At 67.8% G+C, this 16409-nt stretch carries 19 protein-coding genes and 1 pseudogene; 10 read left to right on the top strand and 10 right to left on the bottom strand.

Going from position 1 to position 16409, the window contains the following annotated elements; translation table 11 throughout:
• Positions 1–584: 584 nt before the first annotated feature.
• The 3 genes and pseudogenes from AC1DXK_RS18955 to AC1DXK_RS18945 form a co-directional block, all read right to left on the bottom strand.
• The gene (locus tag AC1DXK_RS18955; protein ID WP_477298666.1) at positions 585–743 is read right to left on the bottom strand and encodes a hypothetical protein; all 159 of its coding nucleotides are present in this window, start codon (positions 741–743) and stop codon (positions 585–587) included.
• Positions 744–1748: 1005 nt separating this feature from the next.
• On the bottom strand, positions 1749–2138 hold the full coding sequence (locus AC1DXK_RS18950) for a hypothetical protein (protein ID WP_457107610.1): 390 nt from the start codon (positions 2136–2138) through the stop codon (positions 1749–1751).
• A 576-nt stretch (positions 2139–2714) separates the two neighbouring features.
• Positions 2715–3011, bottom strand: a pseudogene (locus tag AC1DXK_RS18945) (hypothetical protein); the annotation flags it as partial.
• Positions 3012–3137: 126 nt separating this feature from the next.
• Here AC1DXK_RS18945 and AC1DXK_RS18940 point away from each other — a divergent pair.
• A complete protein-coding gene (locus AC1DXK_RS18940; protein ID WP_457107609.1) occupies positions 3138–3422 on the top strand; it encodes a hypothetical protein in 285 nt (94 codons plus the stop codon).
• A gap of 184 nt (positions 3423–3606) precedes the next feature.
• Here AC1DXK_RS18940 and AC1DXK_RS18935 read toward each other — a convergent pair whose 3' ends face one another.
• The gene (locus tag AC1DXK_RS18935; protein ID WP_457107608.1) at positions 3607–4566 is read right to left on the bottom strand and encodes an alginate O-acetyltransferase AlgX-related protein; all 960 of its coding nucleotides are present in this window, start codon (positions 4564–4566) and stop codon (positions 3607–3609) included.
• Between the two features lie 269 nt (positions 4567–4835).
• Between AC1DXK_RS18935 and AC1DXK_RS18930 the strand changes: the two genes are divergently transcribed.
• The gene (locus tag AC1DXK_RS18930) at positions 4836–5015 is read left to right on the top strand and encodes a hypothetical protein (RefSeq protein WP_457107607.1); all 180 of its coding nucleotides are present in this window, start codon (positions 4836–4838) and stop codon (positions 5013–5015) included.
• 18 nt (positions 5016–5033) lie between these two features.
• Here the strand turns inward: AC1DXK_RS18930 and AC1DXK_RS18925 are convergent, their stop codons facing one another.
• Positions 5034–5324: a PilZ domain-containing protein gene (locus AC1DXK_RS18925; RefSeq protein WP_457107606.1), complete on the bottom strand. Its 291-nt coding sequence runs from the start codon at positions 5322–5324 to the stop codon at positions 5034–5036.
• Positions 5325–5773: 449 nt separating this feature from the next.
• On the opposite strand from AC1DXK_RS18925, the gene AC1DXK_RS18920 reads away from it, so the two are divergent.
• Entirely contained in the window at positions 5774–6802 is a 1029-nt protein-coding gene (locus AC1DXK_RS18920) for a hypothetical protein (protein WP_457107605.1), read from the top strand.
• Positions 6803–6817: 15 nt separating this feature from the next.
• Here AC1DXK_RS18920 and AC1DXK_RS18915 read toward each other — a convergent pair whose 3' ends face one another.
• Both AC1DXK_RS18915 and AC1DXK_RS18910 read right to left on the bottom strand, forming a co-directional pair.
• Positions 6818–7159, bottom strand: coding sequence for a hypothetical protein (locus AC1DXK_RS18915; protein ID WP_457107604.1), 342 nt, complete (start codon positions 7157–7159; stop codon positions 6818–6820).
• A gap of 68 nt (positions 7160–7227) precedes the next feature.
• Entirely contained in the window at positions 7228–8091 is an 864-nt protein-coding gene (locus AC1DXK_RS18910; RefSeq protein ID WP_457107603.1) for a formyltransferase family protein, read from the bottom strand.
• A 110-nt stretch (positions 8092–8201) separates the two neighbouring features.
• Between AC1DXK_RS18910 and AC1DXK_RS18905 the strand changes: the two genes are divergently transcribed.
• On the top strand, positions 8202–8936 hold the full coding sequence (locus tag AC1DXK_RS18905; RefSeq protein ID WP_457107602.1) for an SDR family NAD(P)-dependent oxidoreductase: 735 nt from the start codon (positions 8202–8204) through the stop codon (positions 8934–8936).
• Between the two features lie 4 nt (positions 8937–8940).
• A complete protein-coding gene (locus AC1DXK_RS18900; protein ID WP_457107601.1) occupies positions 8941–10539 on the top strand; it encodes a cryptochrome/photolyase family protein in 1599 nt (532 codons plus the stop codon).
• On the opposite strand, the gene bcsS is transcribed toward AC1DXK_RS18900, so the two are convergent.
• Positions 10506–11159: a cellulose biosynthesis protein BcsS gene (bcsS, locus tag AC1DXK_RS18895; RefSeq protein ID WP_457107600.1), complete on the bottom strand. Its 654-nt coding sequence runs from the start codon at positions 11157–11159 to the stop codon at positions 10506–10508. The genes AC1DXK_RS18900 and bcsS overlap by 34 nt on opposite strands.
• A gap of 364 nt (positions 11160–11523) precedes the next feature.
• On the opposite strand from bcsS, the gene AC1DXK_RS18890 reads away from it, so the two are divergent.
• On the top strand, positions 11524–12126 hold the full coding sequence (locus AC1DXK_RS18890; protein ID WP_457107599.1) for an exopolysaccharide biosynthesis protein: 603 nt from the start codon (positions 11524–11526) through the stop codon (positions 12124–12126).
• Between the two features lie 7 nt (positions 12127–12133).
• Here the strand turns inward: AC1DXK_RS18890 and ldtR are convergent, their stop codons facing one another.
• Positions 12134–12646 (bottom strand): transcriptional regulator LdtR, encoded by a 513-nt coding sequence (ldtR, locus tag AC1DXK_RS18885; protein ID WP_457107598.1) that lies wholly within the window; start codon positions 12644–12646, stop codon positions 12134–12136.
• Between the two features lie 162 nt (positions 12647–12808).
• Positions 12809–13267, bottom strand: a complete 459-nt coding sequence (locus AC1DXK_RS18880) for a DUF6163 family protein (protein WP_457107597.1) — start codon at positions 13265–13267, stop codon at positions 12809–12811.
• A gap of 213 nt (positions 13268–13480) precedes the next feature.
• Between AC1DXK_RS18880 and hemB the strand changes: the two genes are divergently transcribed.
• The 4 genes from hemB (at position 13481) to AC1DXK_RS18860 (ending at position 16367) form a co-directional block, all read left to right on the top strand.
• Complete coding sequence (hemB, locus tag AC1DXK_RS18875) at positions 13481–14539, top strand: porphobilinogen synthase (RefSeq protein ID WP_477298660.1); 1059 nt, start codon at positions 13481–13483, stop codon at positions 14537–14539.
• Positions 14536–14904: a hypothetical protein gene (locus AC1DXK_RS18870; protein WP_457107595.1), complete on the top strand. Its 369-nt coding sequence runs from the start codon at positions 14536–14538 to the stop codon at positions 14902–14904. The genes hemB and AC1DXK_RS18870 overlap by 4 nt, the downstream gene beginning before the upstream one ends.
• A gap of 88 nt (positions 14905–14992) precedes the next feature.
• On the top strand, positions 14993–15481 hold the full coding sequence (locus tag AC1DXK_RS18865; protein ID WP_457107612.1) for an RDD family protein: 489 nt from the start codon (positions 14993–14995) through the stop codon (positions 15479–15481).
• Positions 15482–15605: 124 nt separating this feature from the next.
• Entirely contained in the window at positions 15606–16367 is a 762-nt protein-coding gene (locus tag AC1DXK_RS18860; protein ID WP_457107594.1) for an arginyltransferase, read from the top strand.
• The last annotated feature ends 42 nt before the right edge of the window (positions 16368–16409 follow it).

Below are 16409 nucleotides of genomic sequence, written 5' to 3'. Positions count from 1 at the left end.
CTGTAGCGTTGCTCTGACCGCGTGCGTGGTCGTGGCGCAGCCGTGAAGAACCTGTCCCATAACGCCCCCGGTGTGCGGCGGTTACAGCTAAATTGATGCCACCACACCGCGGGACTGCACAGCTAGGCCCCATGCGGTCATCCGTGCTGAATTCCGCGTCGGCAGCCTCAACTGCCATTGGATCGGCCGGCTCGGCTGTCGGGGCCGAGGCCGGCCCAGCTCTGGCGAAAGCCGCGAGGAAGGCCACGCCGAGGGCGCGCTGCGGCCGCCTACTCATCGGCCGCCACGGCAAACGCCGCGTCGCTTGTAGCCCGCCGCGGCTCGTAGCGCGCTTCGCCATCCGCGAGCGCCGCGAGGCCGACGGGCCGCGCTGTCAGTGGGGCGATGCGGTCTAGGAATGAGCGGAGCGGTATCTGCAGCAGCCGGACACGCTTCGACGTAGCGGAACTCCCAAGGACGCCTGTCCGCGAAAGCACAGCAGCCAGTCTTGCCGTCTCTCGTCTGATGATGACAGTGCTTCCCGCGCATTAGGCTTATACGCAATCTCCGAGATAATTACCCCACCATCAAAATGAGTATATTGTTCAACTCACTGCCGCCGTCATCACAGTAGTAAAATATTTCGATATCTGGCGGAGGCTGGGAATGGCTTGGAGGTTGATATTATTTGCGGCATTTTGCGTCTTGAGTGCCAGGGCATATGCCAACGGTGAAATATCCGTAAACATGGCTTTGATCTCCAACGGCGATCTCACCGTGTTTGGGACTTTGAACCCGCCCCATGCTGCAAACGTCAGCTTGGACGATAAATATGATGCTCGTTCTGATCAGGATGGACGCTTCTCGTTTCGAATCCCCTACCATCCAGAAAAATGCGTCGTCACGCTCAAGTCCGATACTGTCAGCCGGCAGGCAGTCGTTGGTTATTGCTCCCAACCGCACTTCGTTCAGGTTGCGGCGGTCGCTGCGAAGCCTGCGCCTCTGACGCCTGCGGCCAACAGTCCGAAGGGAGAGGTCGGGCCGCGTGGTCCGCAGGGGGCCGCTGGCCAGCAGGGTCCGGAGGGTCCGCAGGGCGAGCGTGGCGCAAGGGGCGATCAAGGTCCGGCCGGCCCGGCTGGGCCTCCTGGTCAGGTTGGACAGGTGGGTCCGAAAGGGGAGAAGGGAGATAAGGGCGAGCGCGGGCCGGCGGGACCCGAAGGCAAAGCAGCCGCCGCTGCGGCGGGCCTTCGCGTCGAGACGGTAGAATGCGCAGCGGGCGGTCGCTGCGTCGCCAGTTGCGGGAGCGAGGAGTTCGCCGTGAATGGGACCTGCAGCGGCGGGGAGCGGCCTGCGATGGACGAAAGCAGTATCTACTGTTTCGCGATGGGGTCCGCGCCCGCCTCGCTCAAAGCGCGGGCCATCTGCGCAAGGCGTTGAACGAGGGCTTCTCGATCTCTTCGAGCTCAGCTGCGGGGTCGTGATGTCGGCGAGAGCGCATGAAAAAGCCCGCCGTCCTGAGGCGGCGGGTTGTTGCAGGGTCCACGCTCTTCAATCCGGCGGGCCTATTGCCGCTTGAAGAACCACTATCCCTGCCGGTCGCCGTTGGGTGGACTGTCCTGCTCCGCATCAGCAGTGCGCGACGTTCGGGGGCTGGTGCCGTGATGCATCATGGCTGACCTCCAATCCGGTGTCGGCGCCGCATTTGATGGGCGCCGAGAACCTCAGGCTAGGAGCGTCCGTCGGGGATAGCAAGGGCCGGCGAGACCGGCCTATTCGCTGACACGAACGCGGCGGATGTGCTCGACGCAGTAAAGGATCGTTGAAGCCGCGACGTTCGACGTGGCAGACCTCCTCGACATAGCGGGCGGCGGGGCGCAGTGGACCGTCTGGCCGGGGTAGTAGCCGTTGTTGGCCGAGGCGATGGCGCTGCCGACCTCGATGCTGCCGAGTACGCCGAGCGCGGCGGTCCCGCTGACGCCGATACCGTCACGGGCTTGCGCCCCGGCTGAGCGCCGCAGAGGATGAGAGTGGCCAGGGCGGCCGTGCTGCCGATCTGCCGGAACGAGCCACGCAAAGCTCACCTCGTTCGTGCGGACGGCCCCGCGCGCGTCGGCGCGCAGGACCCCAATCCACCGGATGCCCACGGTGCGGCCACCCATCTGGGGTCAGGGTCAGGGTGCGATGGGTCAGTTCACGAAGGTCGTCCACCTACCGATCAGTGACGAGCCGCGGCTTGATGCTCGGCTCGAGGACGTTCGCGAAGCGCAATGCCTTAGGCCTGCAGGAAGTCACGAGCGATAGTGAGCCCCAAGGCGCTCAGAATGTCGGTCCCCTGGTTAAGGACCCGAAGCCCCTCATCCGTGCCAGTGAGCGAGCGCGAGCAATTTTAATTGCCTGCCAGCATCGATGTGCGCCTGCAGAGCCCTGATGGCTCTCAAGAAGGGCCGCGACTCGTCTAGCATCTGATCGGTGTCGGGTTTTTTTTCTCGAAAGAACCCCGTTTCGGAGCGGATCGATTCCAATTGGTCGAGTGCAGCCCATTGCGCGGCTAGGCGTGGCTCGAATTGCTGACCGAAAGGGATGTACTCAGCGTGGACAAGAGAGCCAAAAGACAACTGGAGTTCGATCGCTAGATTTTCATAATGTTCAGTCGATGGAATATAAATAAGTGAGTTTGATGTGCGCGCCACCCCTCAGAAGGTGTAACAAGCATTTATTTTAGATCTTGAAGATAATTAACATGAAAAATATAAGCCAAGCTCGAGGAATGATTCGGAAAATGACTTAGGTTGAGGGACAAACCGTTCGGCTTGATTTCGGCAGATGAGGTCACAGGCGAGGGTCGTAACGGCGAGTGGACGGAAGCGCGCCAGCCACGCCGGGGTGCGCTCGACGATCCAGCGGTAGCGTCCCAGGTGCTCGCTGCTCTCAATGCCGCGGCGAGCGATGCGCGGCGTGATGCTGCGTGCCCGGCACTCACACCGGCAACGGTGATGATCGTAGCCCTTGTCCGCGTGAAGCAATTCCGGCCTCGGCGCGCGCACTGCATCCGGCCTCCGGCACCGCAGCATCGACCTTGAGCAACAACCTTGGCGTCTGGCGGAACCCCCCGCGCCGCATCGGGTTGCCACCCCAACGCAACTGCGAAGGAGTCATCGATGCGGAAGCTCGCTCTCATCTCCGCCGTCACCCTGTCTCTCGGAGCCCTCGGCACGACCGGCGCGCAGGCGCAGGGCTACGGCTACGGCGGCCATCACGGTGGTTACGGCTATGGCCGGGGCTACGATCGCGGATACGGCCCGCGCCGCGACTTCGGGTATCGCCGTCACCGTGGCCTCTCGACCGGGGCCGCGATCGGTCTCGGCATCGCCGGCGCGGCAGCCGGGGCTGCGGCGGCGGGCGCGCTGGATCGGGGACCGGGTTACTACGGCCGGGGCTACTGAGCTAAGGTACGCCTCACGTGGATGGAGCCCTGCCGCCCCTGCGGCGGGGCTCGGCCTCTATCCGGCAACTGAAGGTCGCGACACAGACCTCGGTAGGCCCTTGATCCCCCGGACTCCGTCCACCAAGGATCGAGTTAAGGCGTAGGAGCCCCTCCGCTCCATCGGCGGCGTGGACGCAACCCCGTCAGCGCACCCAGCGAGCAATCTGTTCGCGGATTGTCGGCCGGACCGCGCGTCGCGCCCGTGCGCTCGCGAAGCGATCGATGCGGATCCTGTCCGTCGGAACCTGACGCAGAAACCGCTCCGCGATCTCGAAGATCAGGATGTCCGGCTGAACCGCCTCGATGTAGCGCCAGTCTAGATTGGCCGACCAGATCGCGTGAACCTCGCGGAAGGTTTCGGCCAGCATCGCGGTGAGGCGCGCACCGGGGCTGTAGATGTAGGAATCGCCGAACAGCACCACCCGCCGGGAATCGGGCGCCGCTACATTCTCGAACACCACCCGCGACCCTACGAACAGGCCCCGCGGCCGGATGGCCCGTCCCGATTCGCGCACATCGACCAGAGCATTCGCGTCGACTCGCGCCGCGCGCCGGGGGAAGTCGTAGGCGACATACGCCTCGTCGATCGGAGGAGCGAGCTTCTCGCCCAGATCGAAGGTGAAGCGCTCGGTTACGCAGGTCCCGCTGAAGACATGGGCGGCGACAGGTGCATCCAGGGCCTCGCAGAGCGCGCGGTAGGCGGTGAGGTAACCGCGATAGGTCCAGTGTGTGTCGGTCCGCAGATAGACCGGTTCGTCGACCCGCGCCGCAAGAAGGGGCGTCTGAAGGTCGACCATGGTGGCGCCGCTGTCCCGGGCGACCATGCGGGCGAGGCGGAGACCCGGCGGATCCGCGAGTCCGGGAAAGGGACGGCCGAGCAGGTCGGGGTAGATCGCCAGCTTGTCGGGGACGACGGTGTGCACGTGGCGGATCCCGAGACCGTCGAGGCGACGCGCGCGTCGGCCGATCAGCCGCATCCAGCGCGTCAGGATCCGGCGGGACGTGGCGGTGTCGCCGTAGAAGGCTTCCACCTCGCTGGCGCGTCCGACCCAGTACAACCAGCCTTCTTGCCCCACGGCCACGCCGCTGCCGCTTGCCTTCAAGGGTCCCAGCCTCCCGCCGCCGGTGACAATTCCGGCCGATGATATCGGGCTCACGCGTCGACGGATCCGCGATGAATTGCAACCCCCGCGCCGCCGCACGGCGCCGAGGGGCGATGGCGGGCCGGTGCGATTGGTCGCCGCGAGGCCGTACGCCGCTTCGGACCCAGTTTTTCGTTCGAGGGGGGCTGCGCGGCGAAACTTTATCGTCGTGCCGCGGGTACTGTCGTCAAACGCGCCGATGCGCGCGGTGTTGCGAGAAGGGCCGGGTCATGTCCGCGCTTGTCACGTTCGTCGGCTGCAGTCTCGTTCTGTCGGGCTTCGCGGCCGAGCAATTCGCCGAGCACCGCTGGCTCGCCGCGAGCCGCCCGGCGCCGCTCGATGCCCTGGCGGTGCTCGCCCTGGCGCTTCCGGCGGCCGGGCTCATGCTGATGGCGACGCTGGCGGTGTGATCCCGGTCGGTGCCCGTCTCACTCCGCGTCCACACAGAACAGGACCCCGACCGTCCGCTCCTTGCGCCAGATGAGCTTCACCGCGTACCGCATGTCAGCGTTGTTCAGGACGAGTTCGAACACGTTCTCGAGCCGCACCACCTGTGAGCCGAGGAATTCCAGCATCGCGCCACGATCGGAGATGTTCTTGACCTGACAGGGGTAGCGCGTCCCGTCCCGATGCTGCGCAAACGCCATAAGGGCGGTCGGCTTTCGCTCCATCGCCCGGCGCTCCACGATGGCGATGGACGGGCTGGTGTTGCGGGACACGGCGGTCGTTCCTGCCGATCTCGGCCGAAGCGGCGCGATATCAATAAAATTGCTCCGGATTTGCTAACATGTGATTGATGATCCGCGCGGTTGTCAGAAAACATCAGTTTCCGGGCTGTCTATTTCTCCGGCGCTGGATGTTCTTCACGGGCCTTCTTTGCGCGGCGGCGGACCCTCGCCAGCCTTGATGAACCGGCCGACCAGGAGGCCGAGCGGGATCGACGCGAGGAACCAGATGCGCAGGAATCGAACGGCCTTCATGGGTCTGCTCCACCGGCGTGATCGGACCTGCATCACACCACACTCCCCATCGGTTGCCGAGTCGGCTTCCGGGGCTGCCTGCGGGATGCGCTTCGTCGGCGGAAGGCGGTGGCCTATCTGAGGCCTTGGGCGGTGACTGCCGGTCCGGTTCCGGACCGGGCCTGCCCCACGGATATCCGGAGACGACCATGCGCAGCCGCCGAGGCCTGATGTTTCTGGCGGGATTCACCGTCGCCCTGCCGCTGTCCGGCGCGGCCGAGGCGCCTGGACATTTGCCCCCGGCCCCGCCGGCTCCGGATCTGCAGGGGCTGCCGAATTTCTCGCGCAGCGTCCAGGGAACCGGCTTGCCGGGCCTGGACGGCGGCCATGTCTTCCTCTGGAACCGGCCGCAGGGCTTCGACCCGGCCTCGACCCTGCGCGTCGACCGGCACGTGCCGGAGGGTTCTGGCGAGGCCACTCACACCTACAAGGCGATCTGGGCGCTCGGATCCACCGGACCGCAGAACGCCGGCTACGAGTGGACGATCACGGGAGAACTGCACAACCGCGCCCTCGCCAGCACAGGCGCGCAGAACGTCGCGGTCAACGGCACGGTCTTCAAGGAGCCGAATGGAGTGGGACCGGTCGGCCCGTCCTGGGCCGGCAATTTCAATTGCGTGGACATGACCGACGAGGCCGATCCCGTGGCCTCCTGCATCGGTGCCGAGATCGATGTCTCCGCCCAATCGCCGACCACGGATCGCAACCGTCAGCGCGTCGGCCTGCAGATCTCCACCGGCGGGGTGCCGGGCGCCCATACCGGTTACGGAATCCTCATGGGAAACCTCGCCGGATCCATCACCGACCGCGCGATCTCCTTCCAGGGGGAGGGCACCTACGGGATCGGGATCGATGCCGCCGCCGCCAGGTTCACGGGCGTGCCGATCCTCCTCGGCGCCGGTCAGGCGATCGGCCTCGACGGGAACCGCGACGGTGGGTTCATCCGCAGCCTCGGATTCGACGGGCGCGATCTCGTGTACGAGACGGGATCGGGACCGGTGGTCCGGATCAGCGACGCCGGACGCATCGAGGCGGCCTCGGTCCGCGAGACCCTGCCACGGCCGCCCGCCGACAGCCGTGCGCCCTGCACCCCGGGCGACCATGCCTGGGATGACGCCTTCGAATACCGCTGCGTCGCCCCCGACCGATGGAAGCGGGCGGCGCTCAGCGACTGGTGACCGGGGGCCGGATCCTCAGCGGTCGAGGATCCGCACCACGGCGCGGGTTTCGGGATCGACGACCACGATCTTGTCGCCCGGCGCCACGAAGTAACCGAAGCGGCGGAGGCGCGGGTTGGGCGCTTCCGTGAAGGGGGCCAGCCGCACGTCGGGCGGCACGATGCTGCCCGGACGAAGCGGAATCGACCCGACGATCGGTCCAGGCCCCACCGGACGACGTACGATGTAATCGCGCACGATGACGTCGTCGTCTGGGCCGAAATCGTCGGGCGCCACGATCACGGCCTGCGCGAAGGCGGAGCCGGTGAACAGCGCGGCGAACCCGAGGGATGCTGCGAGGCTGGCGCGTGTCGACATGGCGGGCTCCGTGATGGGCTAGGCCGCCGGAAACATCAGGGCCTGCACTTCGGTTCCCCCGGGGGCGGTCAGCGGCCCACCTGAGCGGCCTCGGCAAGGGGGACCGGCGACCAGCGGGTGAGCTGTACGTATCCGTCCGACGCCGCCACCACGACGTGGCGCCGGTGGCGATGCACGACCGTACCGGGGGTGTGCCCATGGCGCTCCTGCCAGCCATGGGCCTCCGCAACGAAGACCCGGGCGTCCCCGAGACGGGCGATCGTCTCGACGGTGCCGAAGGCCCGAACCCGGCGCAGGACCGTCTCCACCTCCTGCCGGAAATCGAGGGTTCGGTCGGCATCGCTCGCGCGGGGCCAGTAAGAGCCGTCGCCCTGCGGCTCGCATCGCCGCCAGTGGCCGGGAAGATCGCGTCCGAGCGGCCCCGCGGCGAGGCGGCGTGCGGCCATCTGGCACTTCGCGAGCAGCGTCTCGTGGGTCTCCTGGGGACTAAGCGCGAAGATGTCCTGAGCGAGGATATCGCCGGTGTCGAAGCCGTCGGCGAGCACGTGGGCGGTGACGCCCCAAGTCTCGTAGCGGTCGAGCACGGCCCGGAATAACGGGTAGGGTCCGCGCCCCGTCGGGAGCGGAGACGGATGGATGTTGAGGCCGTAGGCGGCGCGACCCTTCCACCCGCGGACCAGCCATGGATAGCCGGCCACCACGAGAGCCCACTCCCGGCCGTGCTCGACCTGGAGCGCCTCGATGTCCCGCTCCCGGATCCGCGAGAGCTGGATCGGCAGGCGCAGCGACCGAGCCCGTGCGACGATCACGTCGTTGTGGTCGTAGATGCCGTCGCAGGGCCGCGTGAACAGCTTCACCGGGGTCCAGCCGACGTCCAGCAGGCCCTCGAAGACCCCACCCAGGAAGTCGATGCCGGCGAACGCGAACTTCATGGTTGCCGCCTGCGACCTTGTGCACGTGGAGGGCCACGGTCCGCCGCCTGCCCGGGGGCGTCCCCAGCCTTACCTTGATCGGGTTCGTCAGGGTAGCAAGGGGTTTAAACGTGCGTCGGGTGATCATCTATGGCGGGACCGGCGGTATCGGCCTCGCCACCGCACGCGCCCTCCGGGTCCGTGGCTATGCCCTGCATCTCGCTGCCCGGGACGGGGATCGCCTGTCCCAGGCCGCCGCTGAGCTGGGCGAAACCAGCGTCACGGCGGGAGACGTCACCGATCCGGATTTCCTGTCCGCCGCGACCGAGGCCGCGGGGCCGCAACTCGCCGGCTTGGTCTACGCAGTCGGCACCATCAACCTGCGTCCCCTCGGCCGGCTGACCCGGGCTGACGTCGAGCGCGATTTCGCCGTCAACGCGCTGGGTGCCTTCTCGGCAGTGCAGGCCGCAGCCGGCGCGCTCAAGGCCGGGTCCGGCGAGGCCGGCTCCGGGGTCGTGCTGTTCTCGACCGTGGCCGTGGCGCAGGGATTCGCGGCGCATGCCTCCGTCGCGATGGCCAAGGGCGCCGTCGAGGGCCTAGCACTGTCCCTGGCCGCCGAACTCGCCCCCCAGATCCGCGTCAACGTCGTGGCGCCGTCCCTGACGCGGACGCCCCTCGCCGCCGGGATCACCGGCAACGAGACCCTCGCCCAGGGGATCGCCGCGATGCACGCGCTGCAGCGGCTCGGGCGCCCGGAGGATGTCGGCGCCCTGGCCGCGTTCCTCGTTTCGGACGAGGCGGCCTGGATCACGGGCCAGGTGATCGGCGTGGACGGCGGCCGCTCCGCCCTCCGCACCAAGGGCTGAGGCGGTGACCGCGAAACGCCGCGCCGCCGCCCCGCGGGGCACGCTCCGGTTCGTGCTCGGCGACCAGCTGACCCGCCGGGTGTCGAGCCTCGTCGACCTCGATCCCGAACGCGACGTCGTCCTGCTCGTCGAGGTTCGCGACGAAGCCACCTATGTCCGCCACCACAAGCAGAAGATCGCGTTCCTGTTCGCCGCCATGCGCCATTTCGCGGCCGAGCTGGAGGCCGAGGGGATCGCCGTCGACTACGTGCACCTCACGGATCGGGGCAACACCGGCAGCTTCACCGGCGAGCTGGAACGCGCGGTCGCGCGCCACAAGCCCGAACGGGTGGTGGTCACCGAGCCGGGCGAGTGGCGCGTCTGGGCGATGATGCAGGACTGGCGCGAGACCCTGCCCGCGCCGCTGGAGATCCGCGCCGACAACCGGTTCCTGTGCCCCCGCGAGGAATTCGCCGCCTGGGCCGAGGGCCGGCACCACCTGCGGATGGAGACCTTCTACCGGGGCATGCGGCGGCGCACCGGCCTTCTCATGGACGACGGCGAGCCTGCCGGCGGCCGCTGGAACTTCGACCCCGAGAACCGCAAGCGCTTGCCCAAGGGACATCGTCCGCCGGACCGGATCGGCTTCCAGCCCGATGCCGTGACGCGCGCGGTCATCGACTTGGTCGGGACGGAGTTCGGCGACCATTTCGGCGATCTCACCGGCTTCTCCTGGCCGGTGACCCGGGCCGACGCCCTCGCGGCGCTCCGACACTTCCTGGCGGAGTGCCTGCCGACCTTCGGCGACTACCAGGACGCCATGAAGACCGGGGCGCCCTTCCTGTATCACGCGCTCCTGTCGCCCGCCCTCAATGCCGGCCTGCTCACCGCCGAGGAGGTGTGCTGGGCCGCCGAGCGGGCCTATCGTGACGGTTCGGCCCCGCTCCACTGCGTCGAGGGCTTCATCCGGCAGATTCTCGGCTGGCGGGAATACGTGCGCGGCCTCTACTGGGCACGGATGCCTGCCTATCGGGACACCAATGCCCTCGGCGCCAGCCGCGACCTGCCGTGGTTCTACTGGTCGGGGGAGACCCGGCTCAACTGCGTCGCCCAGGTCGTCACGGAGACGCGCGCCCACGCCTACGCTCACCACATCCAGCGCCTGATGGTCACCGGCAACTTCGCCCTGATTGCCGGCCTCGACCCGGCCCAGGTCGAGGAATGGTACCTGATCGTCTTCGCCGATGCCTACGAATGGGTCGAACTGCCCAACGTCCACGGAATGGTCCTGTGGGCCGACGGGGGCGTGATGGGCTCCAAGCCCTACGCAGCCTCGGGTGCCTATATCGACCGCATGTCGGATTACTGCGCGTCCTGCTCCTACGACGTGAAGGTCAAATCCGGGCCGGACGCCTGTCCGTTCAACTATCTGTACTGGAACTTCCTGATCCAGAACGAGGAGCGACTGGCAGGGAATCAACGGATGGCCATGCCATACCGGACCCTGCGCGGCTTGGGCGACAAGCGCCGCGCGGAGATCCGCCGCGACGCCGCCGCGTTCCTCGATGCCCTCGACGTCGGACCGGACGATCAAAGCGGGGACCAGACCGACAGCGTCAGATAGGGAGAGGCTCGGGCGCGGCCGGTCTCGGACTGGAGGCCCGCCGACGCGCGGACGCTGTATCGGCCGAAGGAGAAGTCGGTCGCGTGGAGGCCGAGGCTCCATTTCGCGTATCCGGTTGCGTCCGTGTAGAGCGCGGCCTCAGGGCCGATATAGGTTTCCCAGAGCCGATAACCCCAGGCGAGCCGCGCCCAGAGGCTGTCGCGGGCCGATCCCGCGACCACGCTCGCCTGAAGAAGCGTCGCCTCCGTCGGGCGCGCCCAGACCTCGCCGTGCAGCCGTAGGCCGAAGCGAGTCGGCAGGGCATCGACCCTCGGCGCGGCGAGCAGCATCTCCTTCGTGATCTCCGGGCCGGCGAAGGCGGCGATCACGCCCCAGTCGAAGAACCACTGATAGCCGGCGACCGCGGCGGCGGCGACGGTATATCGCGCGCGGGGGCCGTCCGCGCCACGCTCCGCGCGTCGTCCTCCGCCGACGGTCGCCAGCGTGGCGAAACCCTCCTGCGCGAGGGCGCTGAGGCCGACCTTCGCTCCGAGGGTCAGGAAGGTATCGCCGCCGGCGTCGAGGCTGCCGAAGAGCAGCGTGTCGATTTCGCTGGCACGCGCTGGGACAGTAAAAAGCACGATGCTCGAGATCAGTGCAAATAGTCCGGATGCGAAGTCACCGATCTTTGAGGCGACGCGCAGACTTATCGTGCTCGATCCTCCGGAGCCGGAGGATCAGCTTAAGATAAAATTAACCGTTCTGCATGGATTCGTGGGTTGTAATCCCCGTATTTGTTGGGCGCTGGCATCAATCGATCGGCAGACGCGTGGCGATGCTGGCATGCGGCACGCTGCGACTTGGCGAAGGCAGGCCCAGCCAGCGAGCGCCCCCCGGGGCGCGGTTGCCCGCCGGACACCATCACGTTGTCGCGAATCTGCCGTGCTTGGCGTGCCAGATGAACTCGGCTAGAGCCCCCGCGGGAAAGCGAAGGTTGGCGGATCCTTGACCTCCGGTGCACGAACGTCGGACGTCCTCACCGTGCTGGCGAGCCAGGAGGGCGAGCGCCTCACCGTGGGCGACATCGTCGCGGTCCTGCGGGACCGCGCCTTCGCGCTGCTCGTGGTCCTGCTCGGGCTGCCGAACTGCCTGCCCATGCCGCCGCCGATCCCGCTGATCTGCGGCCTGCTCCTGCTGCTGGTGGCGATCCAGATCGCCGCCGGCATGTCGGCGCCGTGGCTGCCGCGGATGCTGTTGGGCCGGTCGATCGCCCTGGTGGATGTCCGGCGCGCGGTCACCCGTGCGGTTCCGATCCTGCGCCGGCTGGAGCGCTGGTCTCGCCCCCGCGTCAGCGTGTTCGAGACCGCGCTCGGCATGCGCGGCATGGGGATCGTCCTGCTGGCCCTCGCCCTCGCGCTGATCGTGGCCGCGCCGATCGTGGGGCAGATCCCCCTCGGTCTCGCGGTCTGCCTGGTCGGGCTCGGGCTCGTCGAGCGCGACGGTCTCGTCGTGTTGGGCGGCCTCGTGATCGGGATATTCGGCGTCGCCATCAATGCCGGCTTCGCCTACGCGGTCATTTCCGGGATCGTCGGTCTTCTCAACCTCTGAGCGCGGCTCAGAGGCGGTAGCGGATCTGGTCGGTCCAGAAGCGCTCCAGGCGGCCGAGGGCCTGGTTCAGGCGGTTGAAGTCGTCCTCCGAGATGCCGCCGATCGGCGCGATCGTCCGTGCGTGCTTGTCGTACAGACCCTGGATGATCTCGTGGACCTGGCGACCCTTGTCGGTCAGGCTGATCCGAACCGAGCGGCGATCCGTCTTCGAGCGGGCGTGATGGAGGTAGCCGGCCTCGACCAGCTTCTTCACGTTGTACGAGACGTTGGAGCCGAGATAGTAGCCCTTCGTCCGCAATTCGCTCGCGGTCAGCTCCTTGTCGCCGATGTTGTAGAGGAGGAGGGCCTGGACGCTGTTGACGTCCTCGCGGCCACGCCGCTCGAACTCGTCCTTGATCACGTCGAGGAGCCGGCGATGCAGCCGCTCCACCAGATGGAGCGCCTCGAGGTAGGACCCCTTGGCGGTCGAGGCTTCCTCGGGGGCTTCGATCTGCGTGATCCGCGCGTTCTGGGTCTTCATCTCTGCCTCGCCATCCGTTGGATGCGGCATCCGTTCGATGCTGTGCCGCTGCTGATGGATAAGCTAGGGCTCGGGAATGAAAGGCGATTTAAGCGACAGGATGAATTCGCGATTTACTCTTCGCGGTAAAGACAAACTGAAGAGAAGATAAGAACGGTTCGTTCACCGTGCTTCCTGTGCCGCCAGCCAGGACAGCAGGAAGTACAACGTCACAACGCTGATCCCGAATACGAGCAACGGAACCGGCAGCGGCAACAGTTGCGGTGTCAGGACCGCGAGCGTCATCGCCGACGTGACCGCAAGCAGCCAGATCACGCCGCCCCAGGCGCTCGTGAGCCAGAGGCCTATCGCTGCCGCGGCATCGATCACCGCGAAATAGACGATCGCGGACTGGCGGCCGAAGGGCTCGGCCTCGAAGGGGCGGATGCCCGGCAGAACGTCGAGGATCGTCGCCCAGGCGAGGACGCTCTTGAGGAGCCAGACGAGGGCGGTGAGCCGCATGAACCAGATCAGCGCCGTGTCCCAGGTGCCGGGCGCGGGTCCCTGAGCGCGCTCGATCCGGTCGCTCGGGATGCCGCCCGGCCTGGGCGCCTTGCGCCGGATCGGAAGGTAGCCGGGCACTACCGGTGACTCGCGGAGATGATGGGCCGGTTCATGGGCGAAGGGCCGGGATCCTGGTTTGTGGAGACGGAACGTGCCGGGTTGAAGCGGTTCCGCCGTCCTGCGTCAACGGTCGGGTTTCGCCGCCTCGGCGCGGTGTGGTAGTCGAACGCCTCCGGCGCATGAGCGCCGCGCGATCCGCGGCGTGGTCCGCGCGAACGGTAGCGAAGCCGCATGTCAGACACCCTGCCAGAGCCGCGCCCCCTCGCCGTGGAGGCCGCCCGCGAGGGCGCCCGCGTGGAGGGCCTGAAGATCACACAGCGTCCGCGCCGCAACCGGAAATCGGACTGGTCGCGCCGTCTCGTCCGCGAGCACACCCTCACGGTGGACGACCTGATCTGGCCGATGTTCGTGATCGAGGGTGAGAACCGGCGTGAGCCGATCGCCTCGATGCCGGGCGTCGAGCGGCTGTCCGTGGACGAGATCGTGCGCGACGCCGAGCGCGCGGCGCGGCTCGGCATCCCGGCGGTCGCCTTCTTCCCCTTTACCGAGGTGTCGCTGCGCGATCCGACCGGCTCGGAGGCGCTCAACGCCAACAACCTCGTCTGCCGGGCCGTGCGCGCCGTGAAGCGGGCCGTGCCCGAGGTCGGGATCATGACCGATGTCGCCCTCGATCCCTATACCAGCCACGGCCATGACGGCCTGCTGAAGGACGGGGCGATCCTGAACGACGAGACCGTGGCGGTCCTCGTGGAGCAGAGCCTGATCCAGGCGGAGGCCGGGACCGACATCATCGCGCCCTCCGACATGATGGACGGGCGCGTCGGTGCGATCCGCGCCGGCCTCGACAAGGCCGGCTTCCTCGACGTGCAGATCATGGCGTACGCGGCCAAGTACGCCAGCGCCTTCTACGGACCGTTCCGCGACGCGATCGGCACCAAGGCGGCGCTCGTGGGCGACAAGCGCACCTACCAGATGGATCCGGGCAATTCGGCCGAGGCCCTGCGCGAGGTCCGGCTCGACCTCGACGAGGGCGCGGATTCCGTGATGGTGAAGCCCGGCCTGCCGTATCTCGACATCATCCGCCGGATCCGGGACGAGTTCCAGGTGCCGACCTTCGCCTATCAGGTGTCGGGCGAGTACGCGATGATCGAGGCCGCCGCCCGGAACGGCTGGCTCGACGGCGATCGCGCGATGGTCGAGGCGCTCCTCGCGTTCAAGCGGGCCGGGGCGGACGGCGTCCTCACCTATCATGCGCCGCGGGTCGCGGAGCGCCTGCGCAGCCATCCGTGAGGCACGGGCACCGCTGGCTGCTGGCAGCCGCCGTCGCGGCCGGATTCCTCGGCGGACTCGTGGCCTGCCAGGACACCCTCCGCCGGGATCGCGTCGCCACCTGCCGCCGAGCCCTCCCGGCGGTCGCGCCGGAGGCCGGGATCCGGTTGCTGCGTGCGGCGCCGGGACCGGCGGCGAACTCGGTGCGGGTCGACTACCTGCATGGCGACCGGCCGCACTGGTTGACCTGCCGCTTCGACGCCGGGACGACCCTCGTGGCGCTCGCCACGGAGGCGACCACCCTGTCCGGACCCGCGCTCTACATGCTGAAGCGCTTCTACCTCGACACGCCCGACGCCGCCGCCGGCGATCCGGCCGAGCGGTGAGCGGCGCGGCGGCCGCCGCATCCCCTTGCGGCACCCTCGGGACGCACCCACTTTGTCGTCCGCAGGCTCGCTTGCAGGACGCGACATGATCCAGAACCCTCAACCCGACTACGCTCAGCGCTTCGACGCGCCTGGTTACGCCACCGCGCTGCCGGTGCCGTTCGTGCGGGCGAGCCTCGGCGGCCGGACGGTCGCGTATCTTCTCGATATCCTGTTCATCTTCGGCTTCACGGTCGTGCTGACGCTGTTGATCACGGTCATCGGCGTCGTGACGTTCGGCCTCGGCTGGACGCTGTTCGCGATCCTGCCGGCGAGCGGCATCATCTACAGCGCGATCACCGTCGGGGGATCGAAGCAGAGCACGATCGGCCAGCGTCTGATGGGTCTGCGCACGGTCGCGCCCGAGAGCGGTGCGCGAGTCGACGTCATCACCGCGGCCGTCCACGCGCTGCTGTTCTACGTCGCGGTCTCGACCTTCCTGCTCTGGTGCGTCGATATCGCCTTCGGTCTGATGCGGTCGGACCGGCGGCTCGGCCACGATCTGCTCCTGGGCCTCGCCGTCGTCCATGCGCGCTGATCGCAGTTTCCCGCACTGAAAATCTGACGGTGCGACCGGCGGGGCCATTGAGCGCCGGCCGGTCGGCTGTACATTGGCATGCCGGCGCCGCGAGGATGAACCCGGCGCAGGGTCTGTGAGAAGCGTGACCAGCCATCCGCGCGACACACCGCAATTCTACCTGACCGCTCCTTCGCCCTGCCCCTATCTGCCGGGACAGGAAGAGCGGAAGGTCTTCACTCACCTCGTCGGGCGGCGCGCCCGGGACCTCAACGAGATCCTGACCCAGGGCGGTTTCCGTCGCTCCCAGACCATCGCGTACCGTCCGGCCTGCGAGACGTGCCGCGCCTGCATCTCGGTGCGCGTCGTGGTCGACGAGTTCGTGCCGACCGCGAGTCAGAAGCGCATCCTGGCGCGCGGCGCCGACTGGGTCGGAACCCCAGAGCCGAACCGGCCGGCCTCCGAGCAATATGCCCTGTTCCGACGCTACCTCGACGCCCGCCACGGCGACGGCGGGATGGTCGACATGACCGTGCTCGACTACGCGATGATGGTCGAGGACAGCCACGTCGACACCCATCTCGTCTCGTACCGGCGGCACGGTCCGGATACGGCGATCACGGGGCGCGGCTCCGGACCGCCGCTGGCGTTTTGCCTGACGGATGTCCTCGCCGACGGGCTGTCGATGGTCTATTCGTTCTACGATCCCGCGGAGGCTGCGCGATCGCCCGGGACCTTCATGATCCTGGACCACATCAGCCGCGCCCGTCGGCTGGGTCTGCCGTACCTCTACCTCGGCTACTGGGTCGAGGGCTCGCGCAAGATGGACTACAAGTCCCGCTTCCGCCCGCAGGAGCGGCTGATGGGCCAGGGCTGGGTGCGGGTCGACCGCGCCGGGCACGACTGACGGTCCCCGGCCGTCGCCGAGCGGGCATGCTCGATCCGCATT

It is taken from the genome of Methylobacterium sp. P3_A11, from assembly GCF_056403155.1.
This window is presented reverse-complemented; position numbering and strand designations above follow the sequence as displayed.